At 42.5% G+C, this 18997-nt stretch carries 10 protein-coding genes; 8 read left to right on the forward strand and 2 right to left on the reverse strand.

The window, feature by feature from the left end:
- The first annotated feature begins 12 nt into the window (after window positions 1–12).
- The 4 genes from QT327_RS23390 to QT327_RS23405 all read left to right on the forward strand — a co-directional run bounded on the left by QT327_RS23390 (window position 13) and on the right by QT327_RS23405 (window position 8508).
- Window positions 13–3639: an RHS repeat domain-containing protein gene (locus QT327_RS23390; protein ID WP_289554137.1), complete on the forward strand. Its 3627-nt coding sequence runs from the start codon at window positions 13–15 to the stop codon at window positions 3637–3639.
- Complete coding sequence (locus QT327_RS23395; protein ID WP_289554138.1) at window positions 3614–7120, forward strand: DUF6443 domain-containing protein; 3507 nt, start codon at window positions 3614–3616, stop codon at window positions 7118–7120. Before QT327_RS23390 ends, QT327_RS23395 begins: the two co-directional genes overlap by 26 nt.
- Before the next feature lie 18 nt (window positions 7121–7138).
- The gene (locus tag QT327_RS23400) at window positions 7139–7792 is read left to right on the forward strand and encodes a hypothetical protein (RefSeq protein WP_289554139.1); all 654 of its coding nucleotides are present in this window, start codon (window positions 7139–7141) and stop codon (window positions 7790–7792) included.
- A 221-nt stretch (window positions 7793–8013) separates the two neighbouring features.
- A complete protein-coding gene (locus QT327_RS23405; protein WP_289554140.1) occupies window positions 8014–8508 on the forward strand; it encodes a hypothetical protein in 495 nt (164 codons plus the stop codon).
- A 29-nt stretch (window positions 8509–8537) separates the two neighbouring features.
- Here the strand turns inward: QT327_RS23405 and QT327_RS23410 are convergent, their stop codons facing one another.
- Complete coding sequence (locus QT327_RS23410; protein ID WP_289554141.1) at window positions 8538–11210, reverse strand: SusC/RagA family TonB-linked outer membrane protein; 2673 nt, start codon at window positions 11208–11210, stop codon at window positions 8538–8540.
- A gap of 770 nt (window positions 11211–11980) precedes the next feature.
- Window positions 11981–12769 (reverse strand): diaminopimelate epimerase, encoded by a 789-nt coding sequence (dapF, locus tag QT327_RS23415; protein ID WP_289554142.1) that lies wholly within the window; start codon window positions 12767–12769, stop codon window positions 11981–11983.
- Window positions 12770–13086: 317 nt separating this feature from the next.
- Between dapF and QT327_RS23420 the strand changes: the two genes are divergently transcribed.
- The 4 genes from QT327_RS23420 (at window position 13087) to pdeM (ending at window position 18871) form a co-directional block, all read left to right on the forward strand.
- The gene (locus tag QT327_RS23420; RefSeq protein WP_289554143.1) at window positions 13087–14133 is read left to right on the forward strand and encodes a ligase-associated DNA damage response exonuclease; all 1047 of its coding nucleotides are present in this window, start codon (window positions 13087–13089) and stop codon (window positions 14131–14133) included.
- Window positions 14117–15715: an ATP-dependent DNA ligase gene (locus tag QT327_RS23425; RefSeq protein ID WP_289554144.1), complete on the forward strand. Its 1599-nt coding sequence runs from the start codon at window positions 14117–14119 to the stop codon at window positions 15713–15715. The genes QT327_RS23420 and QT327_RS23425 overlap by 17 nt, the downstream gene beginning before the upstream one ends.
- Window positions 15716–15809: 94 nt before the next feature.
- Complete coding sequence (locus QT327_RS23430; protein WP_289554145.1) at window positions 15810–18224, forward strand: ligase-associated DNA damage response DEXH box helicase; 2415 nt, start codon at window positions 15810–15812, stop codon at window positions 18222–18224.
- Window positions 18221–18871 carry a ligase-associated DNA damage response endonuclease PdeM gene (pdeM, locus tag QT327_RS23435; RefSeq protein ID WP_289554146.1) on the forward strand — a complete coding sequence of 217 codons (651 nt, stop codon included), beginning with the start codon at window positions 18221–18223 and terminating at the stop codon, window positions 18869–18871. The genes QT327_RS23430 and pdeM overlap by 4 nt, the downstream gene beginning before the upstream one ends.
- Window positions 18872–18997 lie beyond the last annotated feature (126 nt).

Here is an 18997-nt window from a genome sequence, read left to right on the forward strand (position 1 = left end):
TATTTAACTATTATGAAGATTAGAACCAATTATAAACTCGTGATTTTATGTAGTCTTGTTATGCTTGCTGGTTTTAGTTCCCAGGCGCAGGGATTAGACTATACACGAGTGAGCATTTCGTCACCGAACGCCGCGTCGCTGGGTAAGTTTGCCGACGTACCCGTCAACAAACACACCGGAATACCCTCAATTAACATTCCTATTTACACAATTTCTGATGGAGCACTTAAGCTTCCTGTTTCGCTAAACTACCATGCCGGAGGGATCAAAGTAATCGAATCGGCCAGTTGGGTAGGGACTGGCTGGGCGTTGAGCGCCGGGGGTATGATTACAAGAACGGTAAGAGGTCTTCCGGACGAAGCAGCTAATACGCAAAAGGGTCAATACGGGCATTATGCCAATTACGGATACAGCAATTATTTTATCGGTGAAGGTTGGAGAACTTTAGATTACAACTTTTCAACGGGAGAAAGAGATGGTGAACCGGATCTGTTTACTTTCAATTTTAACGGCTATTCAGGAAAATTTTTCTTTAATGACGACCGGACGGCAGTCATTATAGAAAACAATGATGACTTAAAGATTGAGGCTGCTTTCAGATTACCAAATGACGGTGGTGTACTGGGGATGCAGCAAAATATTCAGGGGTTTACAGTAACTACAAAAGATGGGGCTAAATATTATTTTGGCAAATATGCTGCCGATCTACCTAAAACGGGTTACGTATATCCAATTGAAGTAACGAGACGATATACTTATAATAACGGGTTGTCAAGTGATGTGGTTTTTTCCAGCTGGTATTTAACAAAAATCGAGTCATTTGATAAACTTAATAAAATCGAACTGAATTATGTGGCTGAAAAATACAGTGTTTATAATATTGGGCTTTTTCCTATTTTTAATATCGACCAGATTGCCCAGCAAAGGGGGCACGAATTAGTCCGTGATTATTTTGACGGTGTACGCTTAGCTAATATTACATTTAATAATGGTGAATTGATCTTTAAACCAAGTAGCGTTGCTCGCTTGGATTTATCGGGAAATTGGAGTGCTGGCGGCTATGGTTTTGATGAATCGGCTAATACGGAAGCAAAAGCCTTAGATGAAATTGAAGTTAGGGCAGGCAATTCTACTTTTAAAAAGTTTAAACTTTATACAAGCTATTTTGATAATCCTTTTGGTCAGTTAGGTTCCGGACTGGACCGGTATACCAGTTCAACTATTGTGTCGGATAAAAAGAGATTGAAATTGGATAGCCTGGTTGAATACGGGGCTGGGGGAGAGCGCTCGGCTCCTCATAAATTTTATTACGAAAGTAATTTCCTTACACGTAGACTATCGTTAGGCCAAGATCATTGGGGTTTTTATAATGCTGAAACTGCAAATTCCACTTTGATACCAACGATTACAAAAGATATTTATACAGAATTTTATCGGGGTGCTAAACGGGAGCCAAAATGGCCTGAGATGAAAGGAGGTGCACTTAAAGAGATTGTATACCCCACGGGAGGTTCTGTCCTATTTGAGTTTGAGCCAAACAAGGCATATCTCAATACAGTGAAGCACGATCTGCAATATTTTAATGCCTTCCATGTAGGGAAGGATGCCAGTTATTCTAAAGTATGGGATAACATTCAATTTACTGGAAATGAAAAATATCAACTAGTCTTTAGAAATGATCCGAGCGAAGGTGGCGGCTCTGAGGTAGCCAGTTTTAATTTGCAAAACAAAACCACGGGACAGACTGTTAGTAGCGGCTCCGTGCAGGCGGGTCAAACCGTTACTTATACGAATACCATACCAGCAGGGGTTTATGTACTAAATATGTTCAGGGACGGTAGAAACTCGAGTGCGGGAGCTTATCTCTCTTTTTCAAAATATGTTTCAACCGATGTTCAAGACCCTATAGTAGGTGGTTTACGCATAAAAACGATAACGAAAAGAGCAGGAAATGGTACACCGGATATGGTTGAGTCTTATGTTTATGAGACCAATGGTAGATCCACGGGTTATTTATATGAGAGACCACGCTATATACAGAGCATCAGAAACGATGTGGTTAAAATATATGGTCTCCGGTCGGGTGAAGGAGTCGACAACACACCAAATCTTCATCCAAACGGTTGCATTAGTGTAGAGGGAGCTAATCTTAGCGTGCCGCATCTGGTTGCTCCGTATAGCATTACCCCCATGTCAAATTACCAAGGTAATCATATTGGATACGATGAAGTAACTTTGACATATAATAATAATGCTCAAGGGAAATCGATCTACAGATTCTATAACATAAACCCCTGGGAGCGTGAAACAACCAAATATGTCTATACGGACTTCTTGGGTCAGTGCGATCCATCGGCTCCTAACTTTCCCGCTGCTCCTATTCCATTCGAATTTCAACGTGGTGAGTTGAAAGATGAAATCCACTTTGATAGCAGCGGTAAACCGAGGAAATCAATAACCTACCTTTATTCTTATGATAGTACGAAAGTGTTTACTCCTGCTTTAAAAGTAGAACGTAGCTTGTTTACCGAGTATACATTGCGGGGATACTTTAAAAAAAGAATAGAAACTATTACTACCATCGAAGGCTCGGGGAGCGGGGAAAGTGTAATGACAATTGATACGGTTCTTTTCGACAGCCCTTACCACCGACAGATGACGAAAAGCAGCAGTGAGAATAGCGAAGGGCGAACCGTAACTAATTATAAATATGCCTTTGATTTCCGGATGCCTCAAGCAGATGCCATATCGGATGGATGGGCAACTTATGTATCCGGATGCCAAACTTGCGATCTTCAACATCAACAGCGAAGCACGGCGTGTGGAAATGATTGGAATTGTAGGTTTAGGTCTTTTCATGAAATGCGCGCATGCAAAGCAGCAGCGAGGCAAAGGTATATTACCCACCGAAGGAATAATTTCACAGAACCTAATAGTTTGTACAGAACGACCTTTGCAAACAACAAGCAAAATTCCGACAATATGCTTAAATCGATATGGGACTTGCATGATCGATTTATTAATACTCCGCTCGAAATTACAACCCGGAAAAACGGGAAGGTGATTAATTCAGTTTTCAATCGATATGGATTATTTAGTATAGGAAGCAATAGCTATCCTTATCCTTCGGGATTATTGATATTGGACTTTCCGCAGGCCAATGGCGTCTTCTCCCCATCATCGAATACAAATGTTGGTTTAACGCTTGATAATAAGTATGACGAACGGGAGGTCTTTAGCTACAGTAATGGTAAGCTGGCAAGCTCCCAGAAAAAGGCTGGTACCATTACTACTTATCTATGGAGTTATAAAGGACAGTATCCGGTTGCTGAAATCCGTAATGCGACATTCGCGCAGGTTCAGACGGCATTTGGTGGCTCCGATGCATTAAACTCTTTTACCACCTCGGAGCCCACAGATGCCGTGGTCAGAAGCAAGCTGGACCCACTCAGGACGGCGCTGCCTAGCGCCTCTGTTAGTTGGTATACTTATAAACCATTGACAGGGATGACCAGTGCAACGGATCCATCGGGAAGGACTACCTATTACAGTTATGACGGTTTTGGGCGACTGAGGGAAACGAAGAACACCCAAAGCAAAACCACGGATACCTATGAATACCATTACCGTAACCAATAAGGAGATAGGCAACATGAAAAGAACGATCAAAGCAAACATCGCTATACTTGCAGTCCTTATATCGGCAATGAGTACAACATATGGGCAGATACAGCAAGATTTAGTATTGAGCACTTACAGCAACCAGTCGACTATCGAGGCTACCCGTAGTGTGACGTTGAAGCCGGGCTTTTATATTCCATCGGGTAAAACCGTGCTCATCCGTGTGACAGGAGAACAAATGATTCTGCAACCAGATGCCGTACAGAATTATATATTGCGTACGTCTTATCTATCAGAATCAGGCGGAACTGCTACGATAGATAGAATGCAGGACGTGCAATATTTTGACGGCCTCGGACGCTTGGTTCAAACGGTGCAAGGTAAAGCAAGTCCAGGCTATCGCGACATTATCACCCATCAAAGCTATGACAACTTTGGACGCGAAGATAGGAGTTATTTGCCTTATGCAGCTGCAGTGGGCAGCAATGGGAAATATCGTTCCGCAGCGGTGACGGAGCAAGCTACATTCTACAACAGCGGAGCAGCCAACGGTGTAGTGCCGATCCCCGCTGTTAGCAATACCACGCCTTCCTTTGCTAGACCAGTATACGAAGCCAGTCCATTAAACCGGGTGCTGGAACAAGGTTTTCCGGGTGCTGTCTGGCAACCTTCGGCGTCGCGTACTAACGCGGCTGGAAGAACCGTAGTAACAGAGTATACAGCTAACAATGCGATAGCTTTTGGTACGGTAGCTACCACGAGGAGGGTAGCGAGGTATTCGGTGGGTTACGACCAGTATAACGATCCCACTTTAGTAATCAACGCCCCTTACGCGGCGAAAGAATTGTTTGTTACGGTAACGAAGGATGAGAACTGGGTGCCCGACAGTGGTAGGGTGGGCACCACCGAGGAATATACTAATAAACAAGGGAAAGTGGTGCTGAAACGTACATTCAATAAAAAGGGGAGCGCCACCGAGATGCTGAGTACCTATTATGTCTACGATGATTTCGGTAACCTCTGCTATGTGCTGCCTCCGGCTCTTGCCCCCGATCGGGAGGCTTCCAGTCCGATACCGCCAACTGATCTAGCAAAGTATGCTTATCAGTACCGTTACGATATGCGTCAGCGGCTTTCTCAGAAAAAGATGCCCGGAAGCAACTACTGGCAGAAAATGATCTATAATGCAATGGATCAGCTCGTAATCCATCAGGACGGCAATAAAGCCACTGACGGAGCGATATACAACATCTTTTACAAATATGATGCACTGGGCAGACTGGTGATGAAAGGGACACAGAAAAACGGTGATCTCCCTTGGTGGGATACACAGCACGCCGCTAATGGGCAGAGCTATCCCAATCATTGGGAAGCACCGTCAACAGCCAGTGGCAGTGTGGAGGGCTATACCAACCGGAGTATGCCCGTACTTCCCACAACCACGCCTGCACAGTATGAGGTGATGGAGGTAAACTATTATGATCGTTACACGGGCATCCCCGGGTTGCCGAACAATGAATCGGGCAGTTTCAGCGCCCAGGTACAGGGATTGCTCACAGCCAAGAAAACCAAGGTGATCGGCGCAGGCAATGTTTTCCTGTGGACGGTATACTATTACGATGCACTGGGCAGGGTTGCCAAAGAGTGGAGCCAGCACTACAAAGGAGGAACGGTAGCAGGTAATACCAATACCATGGTGTACACCTATAATTTTAGCGGACAGCCGACACAGACAGTGCAAACGCTGGTTACGGCCGGGGCACCGACGCTCACAGTTACGACATGGTATGATTACGACCACCGAGGACGACTGACCGATACCCGGAAGCAAGTGAGAAACGGGACGGTAACGGATGCGGAGGTGTTGGTTGCACGGAACAGCTACAATGAAATAGGGCAGCTGCGCAGTAAAGCACTGCATAGTACAGACAAAGGAGGTAGTTTCAAAGAAACGGCAAACTATGCTTACAATGCTCGTGGCTGGATGACCTCTGGAGGTTCCTCGCTGTTTAACCAAACATTGCGCTATAACGATGCGCCAGCCGGGGCTTCAGCCCAGTACAACGGAAATATTAGTCGACAAGAATGGAGCCGTAACAATGTTACAGCGGGAAGCTTCAATTATATCTATGATAAGTTGAACCGCCTGACCAACGGAGTGGCTGCCGATGGCAAACGAGAGTTAATCGAGTATGATGCTATGGGCAATATCAAAGGGTTGACGCGTGATGCGGGGGCAAAGTGGGTATATGAATATGACGGCAATAAACTTTCCACCATCAAATTCGGTACCTCGACCTATACCTATACACACGATGCGGCGAGTGGAAATATGACAAGAGATGGAAGGAACAGTAATACCATCACTTATAATTATCTGAATCTTCCACAGACGGTAACCGGCACGCGGGCGGTCACCTACACCTATGACGGCAGCGGTACAAAACTGCGCATGGTGAATGCAGGTATCACCAGGGAATATGTGATGGGCACCGAGTGGAAGGGAGGTACGCTGGAACTGATCCATATGGAAGAGGGACGCATACTGTGGAATACGAACAGGTTCAATTATGAATATTTCCTGAAGGATCATTTGGGTAATGCCCGTGCCGGATTCCTGGTAAAGAGTGACGGTACATTGGATAAGCAGTTTAAAGCGGATTACTATCCTTTCGGAAAAGATTACGGAGGTGTTTATCCTTCTCCGGCAAATAACTATCTTTACAATGGGAAGGAATTACAGGATGGGCTGGGGCAGTATGACTTTGGATTCCGTTTCTACGATCCTGTTATAGGAAGGTGGGGAGGAGTAGATCCACTTGCAGAGAACCATCACGAATTTACGCCATATAACTACGTACTGGGCAATCCGGTAACTTATGGTGACTTTATGGGGTTGGATACTATCCGGGTTAATCAAGACGATCCAATTCCGGATGACGCTGTGCCCGGAGATCAACTAGTGAGACCTGATGGAAGTTCTTCCGAAGTTCTTCCAGAAGCTCAGGTTTATTCCAACGGTTCAACTTTGAGTTCTTTTTTAATGCCAGGTTCGCAAGTTTTAGGATCTATAAATGGTTTTTGGTCAAGGTTGCGAACCAGTTTTACCGGGAGAGAGTATACAATTAATGGTACGACATACTCAGTAGATAATGACGGAAGAGTACTTCCACATTTAATTACCGGAGAACCCCCACTTCCAGGTGTAGGAAGAATAGCTAGTTATGCTGAATTGGTGAAGCTTACGAAAGGGTTCAAAGGGGCTATTCAAGCTCATCATTTGGTAGAAGCAAGACATCTAAGAAGATTGTTAAAATCAACCAGAAATGCACCGTCCGTAATCCTTACAAGAGCTGACCATGCTGCTTTAACTAAAAAACTGCAAAAACTATTGCCCTATGGAAAAACATACACAAAAGCAGACATTATAAAAGCATATCAGCAAGCATATAAAGATAACCCAGAGTGGATTGCAGAAGTAGTTAAATTGTTGTTATGAATTTAAGTCATAAAAAATATGGATTATTTTGTTTTTTCTTATTTAGGTAAACCAATAGGCGGTAGTGGTGAGAATTACGGGACAGTATATGATATGAAAGAATCCTGTGATCGGTGTGGAACGGGAGCGAAAGTGAAAGATGTGTTGAAGATAAAATTAAAGCAAACTAGTAAAGACCTCTTCGAGACGGTTGATGGAGACATTTTGATCAGTCAAGATTTGTACAGAAGAATAAATGACGCAAATTTAGACGTTGAATCCTTAACAAAGGTACGCAACCAAAAAGGAGAAGTTTTGCCTTTTTACCATCTTAAAACTAATAGAACATTACCTCCCGCTAATATAATCTCAGGGCTAAAAATAGAAGATCAATGCCCTGTTTGTATGAGAGATGGGTACTTTCACGATGTCATTATTGGGAATCTTGAAAAGGACATATCAACAAAAGTAATCCCATTGATCATTAGATATCAAAAAGGTATAATGGATAATTACGGACCAAGCGATATTTTCTTTTCGTGGGAATGTTTAGGCTTATCAAGTAGAAGCAAAGACAACGGCGGTATTATACGGTACGCACGGCCTCTTTTAATCGTTTCAGAAAGACTTAAATCAGTGCTGGAAAATACTAGCAAAAAGGATATCGAATTTCAAAAAGTTGGACTTATTTAAAGAAGGGGATAAACTGTTATGTTCAAAACGAAAGAGATAAAGTGTGATTAATACAAGCCAATGCATTGGAATTAGTAGTGAATATTGTGGATTTCGGAGATTCACCGAAGTCCACAGATAATGATCTGGACCGCGAGCAGAAAAATTCGGCGGACATTGGAAAAGTCACCGAAAGAACGATTTTGGATTCCACCCTATAAGTAATTTCCTTAAAAAATATTATGAAAAATATTTCTTTAGATAAAGAACCTATAGAATTATTGCCTAATATCAAATATATTGTTATAGATACGCTGTATATCAATGAGATAAGATTAGAAATTTCTAATCTTATAAATGAAGATATACTTAACGCAATCAGAAGTAACGTCTTTCCTTATACCGACACTCCTTTTGCAGAATATACACCCGAGGAAAGGGTGTTTGCTCTCGATAAAATTAAAAAGGTTGATTATGATCAAATAGATCCAAAAGAGAGGAACGCGTTTTCTACAGATTCAGGTGCAATAGTTTTTGTTAATGAAAGAATATTTGTCGATTTTACCTCAAAATTCGATTACAATGAGTTGGTGGATTCTTCAACCGAATTATTAAATGTGGCTTATTGGGGTTCTGTCGTGAATAACTTCGACTTATCTGACATTGCCATTATTATTTCACCAGGGATAAATTCCGGGGTAGAGTTCGACGGTAGTGGTACTTATAAAATAGAATAAAGTGCTTTATTGCGGAAGCTGCTATGGGATTAGCTTTCGGTAAAACCAATAGATTTTTTGATGGTATTGTTCTGCTCACCGATGGGTAGCTCCCGCTTTGGATTTTTATAATACTTTCTACCAAAGGGCTGATCTAAAGTGGCATTTAAGGTTATACCACCTTGGAAGGTACCAAGCTGTAAATTGTTATTCCCTTCGTACAACTCGATCATCTTATTGCGGTTACGTGCGAAATTCAGATTCAGGGTCCAAGAAAAATCGTTGGTCCGCACCGGGATTACAAAAGCACTCAGTTCGAAACCTTGGTTTCGTAAAGAACCCGCATTCACCCAACGCCGATCATATCCGGTGGCTGAGGAAACGGTTACTGCCATAATCTGGTCAAAGGAGGTTGAGCGATAATAACTGGCATCAAAGCCGACTCTTGAATCCCAGAAATTCATCTCCAAACCTACCTCAAAACTTTTGGTACGTTCCGGTTTCAGATTTGAATTACGTAGCTCCTCAGAAATAGAAGCCATAGGAATTCCATTAAAAGGTGTATTAATGGTGTAGGTATTATACAAACTTAAAGCCGATGCGTCGTTTCCAACCTCCGCATAATTAACCCGTAATTTACCGTAATCTAGCCAGTTGGAATCCTTTAATAAATTTGAAAACAAGAAACTACCGGCAACAGAGGGGTACCAATACACATTGTTATCCGTTGGAAGTGTAGTTGACTGATCGCGACGGATAGACCCTTCTATAAAATAAGTTTCTTTGTAACCAAAGTTGGCATTGGCAAAAATACCGTCTACTCCGATTCTTTCATACCGTTCTTTGGGTGGTTCTATCGGGAAAATGGAGTTGGAAAGGGAATAAATGCCCTCATAAGCTAAGCCCCCATTCGTTTGTGCCCGAATAGCCGATAAATAATTTCTTCTCAAGTTACTTCCCAATAAACCCGTAAATGTCAAATCTTCTGCCAGATCTTTATGGAAATTAAGCATCAAATCGTAATTGGCCTCACTATAGGTACGATCGTAACGTTGGTATTCCGGCACTTCTGCACCACCGATTGCCAGGCGTTCTTCTTGGAACTCATTCGATCCATCAAAAGTAACACGGCCCATTACATCCATCCATTCCAGAGGCTTCCAGTTTACTACAGCACTTCCGAAATAACGGTTACGACTGTCGTTCTGGTAGTTTTTGTAACGCTCCCAGTAAGGATTGTTGGAGTAAATAGGTCCAGTCGCGTCGATATCCGACCAATTCCAGGTAACATTTCTTCCCTCTCGCTCGTAAGCTCTTTCCAATTCTCTAATATCGACATTCGTCTGCCACCACTGACGGAAACCCTGATTCGGATTTCTTCCATCATAACCCGTTCCATATCGGCCAATTGCATCTACTCTAGAAAAATTGGCAGTAGCACTAACCGTTAATTTATCATTAATTTGATGGGATCCGGAAAGATTAAACATGTTCTTGGTAATCTTACTGTTGGGCAAAACACCAGTCTCATCGTTTCGGGTATAACCTACTTTATATGTAGTTACATCACCACCTCCATCAATACTGATGCTTTGCATGGAGTTTAAACCGGTTTTATAGAATTTAGATGGATCATTTTGCGCACCTACCCAAGGAGTTGCCTTCCCATAGTTTGGCGAGGTTTCATCAAAGGCATCCCATTGATATACCAACAAATTTGGATCGAAAGCTGCACCATAAGAGGCATCTTCTGTAAAGGGTACTACCAAAGCCGGTCCGGAATTACCGAATACGGTTTCATACCAGAAATTTCCATCGGGAGAGGCATAGCCTTCTTCGCTATACTGGTTAACATATCCCGCTCCGTACTCTTTCTGATACTTGGCAAAGGTGCTTTTATCTATTTTACCAATAGTCAGACCACTATTGATCGTAATATTGGTACTATTTTTCTTTCCCTTTTTGGTGGTAATCATAATCACCCCATTGGATGCGCGAGATCCATATAGTGCGGAAGCAGCCGCTCCCTTCAACACGTTGATGGACTCAATATCATCGGGATTGATGTCAGCAGCGGCGTTACCGTAGTCGTAGCCTCCACGTCCTTGATTCTGGGCATCGGCATCTTCTTGCAAATCAGTATTGGTGTTGACGTTACTGACAGGAACTCCATCAATCACGAATAAAGCCTGATTATTCCCGGTTAATGACTTATACCCCCGCATGACTACGTTTGTTGAGCCTCCCATTGTACCGGATTGCTTAATATCCAAACCTGCCACCTTTCCGGAAAGCGCATTCGTGAAGTTATTGTCTCTTGTGCGGGTAATATCTTCGCTTCTCACTTCCTGAGCGGCATAACCCAGCTCGTTTCTTTTACGTTCAATACCTAGCGCTGTCACTACGACCTCACTTAATGCCTGGGCATCCTGTGATAATTCAACGTCTATCACTGTTTGGTTACCAATAGATACCGTTTCTTTCTCAAAACCGATGTAGGAGAAGATTAATGCTTTCGCATTTGCAGGAACCGAAATGGAGTAAATTCCCTCTTCATTAGTTGTTGAGCCTGATGATGTACCGACCGCCATCACGGACACGCCCGGCAGCGGTTCGCCACTGTCCTTTGCAGTGACCTTTCCTCGAATCGTTCTTTCTTGCGCGTAAAGGCTTCCTAATAAAGCCAAGCTAACAAGAAAGAAACTGAGTAGTTTCTGTTTCATGTGTTTGTTTGAATGGTTAATGATTATTGGATATAATAGTGCTTACCTTCCTCGTAAGCAACATGTAAGACGATTTCAGCAATATCGACAGCTTTATTCGGCTGGCTTTATTACTAAAACAAATTTTCGACGCTGAGCAGCTCTACTGAAAACAAATTCCTTTCTCAAATACACAATTACGGCGCTAACTTTCATAAAAAATTCCAAAAACACAAAAAACTATTCATTACAAAAGATAGATTTCAATAAAAAACACAATAAAGAATAAAAATTTCCAACAAATATTATTCAAATAACATTTGTATCCAAGAAAAATGAAAAATTGTTACAAAACACAAAATAAAATATACATAAAAAGCATTTTTATACATTTTATTGTATTTTAAATATCAATAAAATAAAAAGTAAAGAAAAAATGAAAAATCCATCATCTATTTTTTAAACAAAAGCTATGTTTTTTTTACAAAAAGCATCGGATAAAATTTTTGTGTTATAAAAAAATTAAAAAAAATAGCAATCTATGCCTTAAAGAACCTTAAAACACACAATAGAATCTTTAAAATAAGTTATTATCATATAAAACGGCGCAATCTCCGGAAGAGTGAGATTCTTTTTTGCTCCCTTATACGACTCGTTAAAATTAGCAACTTAGCAATGTTGCAGCGTACCTATGTCCTTCTTACCTATCCAATATTTCTATACGCGTTATAATTGGTTCTTAACGATGGAACAAATAGGTGGGCTATTTGTTCAAAGAAATTGAAAATTGACTAAGAATTACCGGGATATAAACCCTCAAAAACCAGTTTAGCAGGGCCTTCCAGATAAATGTCCTTAAAAACCCCATTTCCTAAATAAGTGAAACGAATATTGAGGTCGCCTCCCATGGCTTTGATTGGGGTACTATATGTCCCTAAGCGGTTATGATGCCAAGCCATAGCGAGCGCTACAGCCGTTACACCGGTTCCGCAAGCCAGCGTTTCATCTTCAACGCCTCGCTCATAGGTGCGTACTTGATACCCATCATTTACGGCCTCTACAAAATTCACGTTAATACCTGCCTGCTTATAGGTGGCGTTATATCGAATCGCCCGGCCTGCAGCAAACACATCGAGATTTTTTAAATCCACCACTTCTTTTACATAATGTGGTGATCCGGTATTTAAGACAAAGTCATCGCCATCTTTTTCAATATGCTCAACGTCTATCATTTTCAAACTAACCCAGTCGGCCGTATCATTTATAGTGGCTTCATGCTCCCCGTCTACCGCCAAAAATCGGGTTGACTTTTCAATAATGCCCAAATGTTTTGCAAAAGACACAATGCAACGCCCTCCATTGCCACACATGCTACTAGGGTTGCCGTCAGCATTATAATACACCATCTCAAAATCATACCCGGCCCGCTGCTGGAGAAGCATAAGTCCGTCAGCACCAATACCAAAACGCCGATCACAAAGCTGTGTCACTAGGGCAGTGTCCTTTGTATCAAATTGCTGATCCCTATTATCGATTAAAACGAAATCGTTCCCGGCTCCCTGATATTTAAAAAATTTCACGTTCGATGATTTTTATATCTCTTTAACGCATCAAACTTAGGGAAAAAGCAGGTATATTTCAACATGATTTTTTCTCAGGGCTATCCTAAATCTTTTTAACGTTCAATGTCATGAGACCGTCGTACCACGCACGGGGCTATATTTAGGGTTTAAGGTATAATCCCTTTTGTTAAAAGTAAAAGTCCTTCGTTAACGCAAAACGTCCTGAACCTTAAACCTTCCTTCCCAAATACCTCACACCCTATACCTTAACAGTGTATACTCCTCTATACAAACCTTAATCCCTATTACCTGTTATAGAACGGAGAAGTGCTTGAATGATGTCAGAAGAGCCTTCTCAAAATGTTATTATGCTTACTTTTAACGACAAAGGAATTTATTGTGCGCAGGCAGCTATCTATATTGACCCATGGGCTCCTGTTGATAAGGCAATTATAACACACGCCCACGCAGACCATGCGCGCTTTGGTAGCAAGCATTATCTTTGTCATCGTGATAGCGCCACACTTCTAAAATTAAGACTTGGACCCCAGACGTCGATTCAGTGTTTAGGCTACGGAGAAGAAATAGACATAAATGGTGTCAAAGTTTCTTTACACCCTGCCGGCCACATTATTGGATCGGCACAGATACGTCTTAGTTATAAAGGAGAAGTTTGGGTGGTGTCGGGCGACTATAAGCTGGAAAGGGATGGAATCTCTACCCCCTTTGATCCGGTAAAGTGCCACCATTTTGTATCGGAGTCTACCTTCGGTCTGCCGGTTTATCGCTTTCCCGAAGCTTATGAAGTAGAACGGGATATGCTCAACTGGATCGATAATAATCGAAAAGCCAACATAAATTCACTGATGGTCGGCTACTCATTAGGGAAGGCGCAACGTATTATTGAAGTTGCCGGAAAAACCGGTTTACCTATTTACGCACATGGTGCCATTGTAAATATTCAACAACGATTAATTGATGACGGACACCGGTTGCATAACGTCGCCTATGCATCAGCTGATATAAAAAAAATTCCAGCACCTTATGTCGTGGTAATGCCTCCAAGTGCCTTGCACTCTTCTTGGATGAAGAAATTTGCACCGTACGAAGTAGCTTATTGTAGTGGTTGGATGCAGTTGAGAGGCGCCAGAAGAAGAAGGAATGTCAACCGCGGATTTGTCTTATCAGATCATGCAGATTGGTCACAATTAAATTTAGCAATCACAGCCACGGAAGCCGAAAACATCTATGTAACACACGGTTATAAATCCATTTACGCCAAGTGGCTCCGCGAGCAGTACCATTTAAATGCCATAGAAGTGGATACGTTGTATGAAGACGACCTTTTAATGCAGGAGGACAGGGATGAGAGCATTCAATGAGCTATTCGAAGAAATAGATCGAACAACCTCAACGAATGCAAAAGTGGAGGCCCTCGTTCGTTATTTCAGGTCGGCGCACAACCAAGATCTATTATGGTGTGTATACTTGTTAATGGGTAAATCAACCGGACGCTTTGTTAAAACGGCCATACTTCGCCAAGCGGCCATCCAATTATCGCAACTTCCCGCCTGGCTTTTCGAGGAATCATATCATGTAGTGGGGGATTTGGCAGAGACGATTGCACTGTGTTTGCCACCACCGCTTGAGCCAAAGGCTTACACATTAAACGAAACGATGGCTTTTTTACACGATTTGAAGAATCTTAGCGACGAAGAGATGGAAGCGGCCCTTTCTTCCAGATGGATGCATACACCAAACAACCACCGCTTTGTCTTTAACAAATTGATTACCGGAAACTTCCGGATGGGTGTATCCAAACAACTAGTCATTAAAGCTTTGTCGATAACTTTTGATAAACCGGAAAGCGAAATGGCACATAGACTGATGGGTAATTGGCACCCTACTACGGCGGACGTTCAGCAACTTCTTCTGACAGAAATGCCGAAGGACGAGCGCAGTTTTGAACCGTATCCCTTTTATTTAGCTTATCAATTAGATAAAGACCCTGAAAGTTTAGGAAATGTGGACGAATGGTTTATTGAGCGGAAATACGATGGCATAAGAGGACAGATCATTGTTCGCAACGGCGGTTTATATATATGGAGTCGAGGTGAAGACTTATTGACGGATAAATTTCCGGAATTTCATCCCTTGGCTGATTTACTACCGAATGGTACCGTGATAGATGGTGAGATACTTCCTTTTAAAGACGAAAAAGTACTTCCTTTTTCGGTGATGCAAACGCGGACCGGCCGAAAGCAATTAAGCAAAAAAATACTCGCTGATGCGCCTTTAATCATGATCTGTTATGATCTATTGGAATACGATGGAGAAGATATTCGCGCCCGGCCATTAGAAACGCGACGCAATCTGTTAGTGATGCTCTTGGAAAAGCTTCCCTTGGACATCCCTCTTCTGATTTCCGGTATCATTCCTTGCGATACGTGGCACGACGTCGCTCGTGCGCGTGAAGAGGCGAGGGCTTATCAATGTGAAGGAGTTATGCTTAAAAGGAAGCAAAGCATTTATGAAACAGGACGCCGCAGAGGCAATTGGTGGAAATGGAAAGTTGAGCCTTATACGATTGACGGCGTTTTAATATATGGACAACGAGGACATGGACGACGGGCAAATTTATATACCGATTATACATTTGCCGTATGGGATAATGGAGAGCTGGTCCCCTTTGCCAAGGCCTATTCAGGACTGACAGACAAAGAGATATTGGAAGTTGATGCTTGGATAAAACGGCATACCATTGATAAATTTGGCCCCGTGAGGAGTGTAACACCAACATTGGTTTTTGAGCTCGCCTTTGAAGGAATCAGTTCGTCTCCCCGCCACAAATCGGGTATAGCTTTGCGTTTTCCCCGTATCGTCCGTTGGCGAAAAGATAAACCGGCAAAGGAAGCAAACACAAAAGCGGATTTATTAGCTTTGCTGAAGCAACAGAAGGCTTAAAGCGGAAAGCATTGTCTAAAGAAATAGTATTTTACAATTAACAACTATTAACGAATAACCAATAACAATTAACGAGTAACCAATAATCAACAACGTGTTAGCTGAAAAATGGTTTGAACTTAAACGATGGTCGCCGCACCGATTTCAAAAGGAAACTTGGCAGGCCATAATTAAAGGCGCTTCCGGTTTACTGAATGCCCCAACCGGTTACGGTAAAACTTACGCCATGTGGTTTGGTATTTTAGAGCGATTATTGGCCTTTAGGCAAAGCCAAACGAAAGTGTCACGTGGAACATATTGCCTGTGGATAACGCCCCTACGATCGTTATCGCAAGAGATGGTACTGGCGCTCAATCGAGTGAACAATGATCTCGATTTAAAACTGGATATAGCCCTACGCACCGGAGACACTACACTGAAAGAAAGACAACGACAAATCAAAGAAAGTCCGGATGTCCTTATCACTACTCCCGAGAGTATCCATTTGATGCTAGCCCAAAAAGGTTATGCGTCGCGATTGAAGAGCATCCAATTTGTAGTAGTTGATGAGTGGCACGAGTTATTAGGCAGCAAAAGGGGTGTGCTAACAGAGCTTGGCCTATCTAAGTTGAAGGACCTTAATCCACAGTTGCAGATTTGGGGTATTTCTGCGACCATTGGGAACCTAGAGGAAGCCAAACAAATTCTTCTCGGAAAGCAAGACGGCGTGATTATTAAAGCAAACCTTCCAAAGAAAACGCAAATAACCACCGTACTCCCGGATGTTTTAGAAAAATTTCCTTGGGGCGGTCATTTAGGCATCCACTTGGCCACCAAGGTGCTCGAAATTGTTAATAATAGCGATACGACCTTAATTTTTACCAATACGCGGTCTCAAGCCGAGATCTGGTATCAGCAATTGCTACGTCTCCAACCCGATCTAGCCGGTATTCTCGCCTTGCATCACGGATCGCTAAGTGAAGAAATCCGACAATGGGTAGAGCAAGCATTGCATGCCGGCACATTAAAGGCAGTGGTATGTACCAGTAGCCTGGACTTAGGTGTGGATTTTCGGCCAGTGGACACCGTGGTTCAGGTAGGATCCGCCAAAGGGATTGCTCGCTTTTTGCAACGTGCCGGGCGCAGTGGTCACCGACCCGGGGCGACGAGCAAAATTTGGTTCGTACCAACTCACTCGCTCGAAATTATGGAGGGGGCAGCCCTCCGTTATGCCGAGCAGCATCAATTGATGGAAGATCGCATTCCTTATATCCGTTCTTTTGACGTATTGATTCAATACTTGGTAACCTTAGCCGTATCAGACGGATTCAGGCCGCAGGAAGTCTTCTCAGAAATAAAGAGCACGCACTGTTTTGAATCGATTAGCTGGGAAGAGTTTACGCAATGCCTCTTGATGATTACACAGGGCGGCAAGACGCTGGATGCTTATGATGAGTTTCACAAAGTAGTGATTGAAGAGGGGGTTTATAAGGTTGTCAGCAAAAAGGTGGCCATGCGCCATCGCCTGAGTATAGGCGCCATCGTAAGCGACACAATGATGACCGTTAAATACCTTAGCGGCAAATATATTGGCAGTATTGAGGAATGGTTTATTTCGCGTCTCAATCCGGGGGATACCTTTTGGTTTGCCGGCAAAAATTTAGAGTTGATCCGTGTAAAAGACCTGCAAGCGATTGTCAGGATGTCCAATAAGAAAAAGGGACTGGTTCCTTCTTGGATGGGCGGGCGTTTACCCCTCTCTACGCACCTTTCCTTTGCTATTCGCCACGTTTTGGATCAGTGGCAAACCTCCGCAGCCCAAGAACCGGAAATTTTTTTTCTCAAACCTCTTTTTCTGGAACAGCAAAGACGCAGTACCTTGCCTAGCAATGAGTATCTGGTAGTGGAGCAAACAGAAACAAAAGAAGGTCACCATTTGTTCTTCTTCCCTTTTGAAGGAAAATTTATTCACGAGGGCATGGCTGCCTTAATTGCGCACCGATTAGGAAAGGCAAAACCATATACTTTTTCTGTTGCCCTCAACGATTATGGCTTCGAATTATTAAGCGACCAAGAAATCGATATAAAAACCGCTATTGCCAACGGTCTTTTTTCTGTTGAAAATTTAAGCGAGGATATACAACAAAGTGTCAACATGACCGAATTGGCAAGGAAACGTTTTCGGGATATCGCCGGTATCGCCGGTTTGGTTTTTCAAGGCTTTCCGGGAAAAAAGATAAAAACCAAGCATTTGCAAGCAAATTCAGGCTTATTTTTTAAGGTGTTTGAGGAGTATGAAAGCGATAATTTACTGCTCCGAGAAGCTTACGACGAAGTTTTTGATTTCCAGTTAGACTACAATCGCTTATTGAATGCCCTGAATCGCATTACCTCGCAAAAAATTATCATCAATAAAACCGACCGCTTGACACCGTTTGCTTTTCCTATATTTGCAGAATCCTTCCGGGAACGTTTCAGTAATGAGGCGTTGGAAGATAGACTAAACAAGATTATAGCGCAACTGGAATGAGAGACCGATTGGAGCTGCGAATAAAAAATAAAACAATATATCTATTAGCGGAAAAATGCATTTTCTTTCCTGAAAATCAAACCTTGGTAATTGCTGATATACACCTTGGAAAGGCTGCTCATTTTAGGAAAGCCGGCATTATCATACCGCAACAAGCGGGAACCGACCGAGATTATAAACTGCTGCAAGATGTATTGAAAAAATATGAAACAAAGCGGATTATTTTTTTGGGTGATTTATTTCACAGTTCCGAGAATGCCGCATGGCTTCATTTTGTCGATTTTTCCTCTCAATATCCGCATACAGAGCTTATTCTCATCAAGGGCAATCATGACATACTTCCCCTTGCCTATTACCAACAGGGTAATTTAAAGGTCCATTTGGAAACCTTACAGGAAGATTTTATCCTCTATTCACATGCACCTTTGCCCGAAGTTCCGGCAGGAATACTGAACATTGCCGGTCATGTTCATCCCGCGGCCAATCTTAAAGCAAGGGGAAAGCAAACACTTCGGCTTCCCTGCTTTCATTTAGAGCAGTCGTTACTTTTATTGCCTGCATTCGGTAGTTTAACAGGAACCTTCGCGCTTCCCAAAGGAAATGCACAACAGTTTGTTACCACCGGACGAACAGTTCTCGCTATTTAAAGAATTTTATTTCAAGCTGTTTTTCATTCCTTCCTTACTCGATTTTTTTTCGAATAAGTAAAACAAATTGCTAACTTTAATTATTATGCACTAGTGTAATGATAATCCCAATCAATTGCACAAAGT

Source organism: Olivibacter sp. 47, from assembly GCF_030372825.1.
GTDB lineage: Bacteria > Bacteroidota > Bacteroidia > Sphingobacteriales > Sphingobacteriaceae > Olivibacter > Olivibacter oleidegradans.

Bases quoted from the DNA above. Each gene is read 5' to 3' on its own strand.
- QT327_RS23390 (WP_289554137.1), top strand. From the start codon at position 13: ATGAAGATTAGAACCAATTATAAACTCGTGATTTTATGTAGTCTTGTT.
- QT327_RS23395 (WP_289554138.1), top strand. From the start codon at position 3,614: ATGAATACCATTACCGTAACCAATAAGGAGATAGGCAACATGAAAAGA.
- QT327_RS23400 (WP_289554139.1), top strand. From the start codon at position 7,139: ATGGATTATTTTGTTTTTTCTTATTTAGGTAAACCAATAGGCGGTAGT.
- QT327_RS23405 (WP_289554140.1), top strand. From the start codon at position 8,014: ATGAAAAATATTTCTTTAGATAAAGAACCTATAGAATTATTGCCTAAT.
- QT327_RS23410 (WP_289554141.1), bottom strand. From the start codon at position 11,210: ATGAAACAGAAACTACTCAGTTTCTTTCTTGTTAGCTTGGCTTTATTA.
- QT327_RS23420 (WP_289554143.1), top strand. From the start codon at position 13,087: ATGATGTCAGAAGAGCCTTCTCAAAATGTTATTATGCTTACTTTTAAC.
- QT327_RS23425 (WP_289554144.1), top strand. From the start codon at position 14,117: ATGAGAGCATTCAATGAGCTATTCGAAGAAATAGATCGAACAACCTCA.
- pdeM (WP_289554146.1), top strand. From the start codon at position 18,221: ATGAGAGACCGATTGGAGCTGCGAATAAAAAATAAAACAATATATCTA.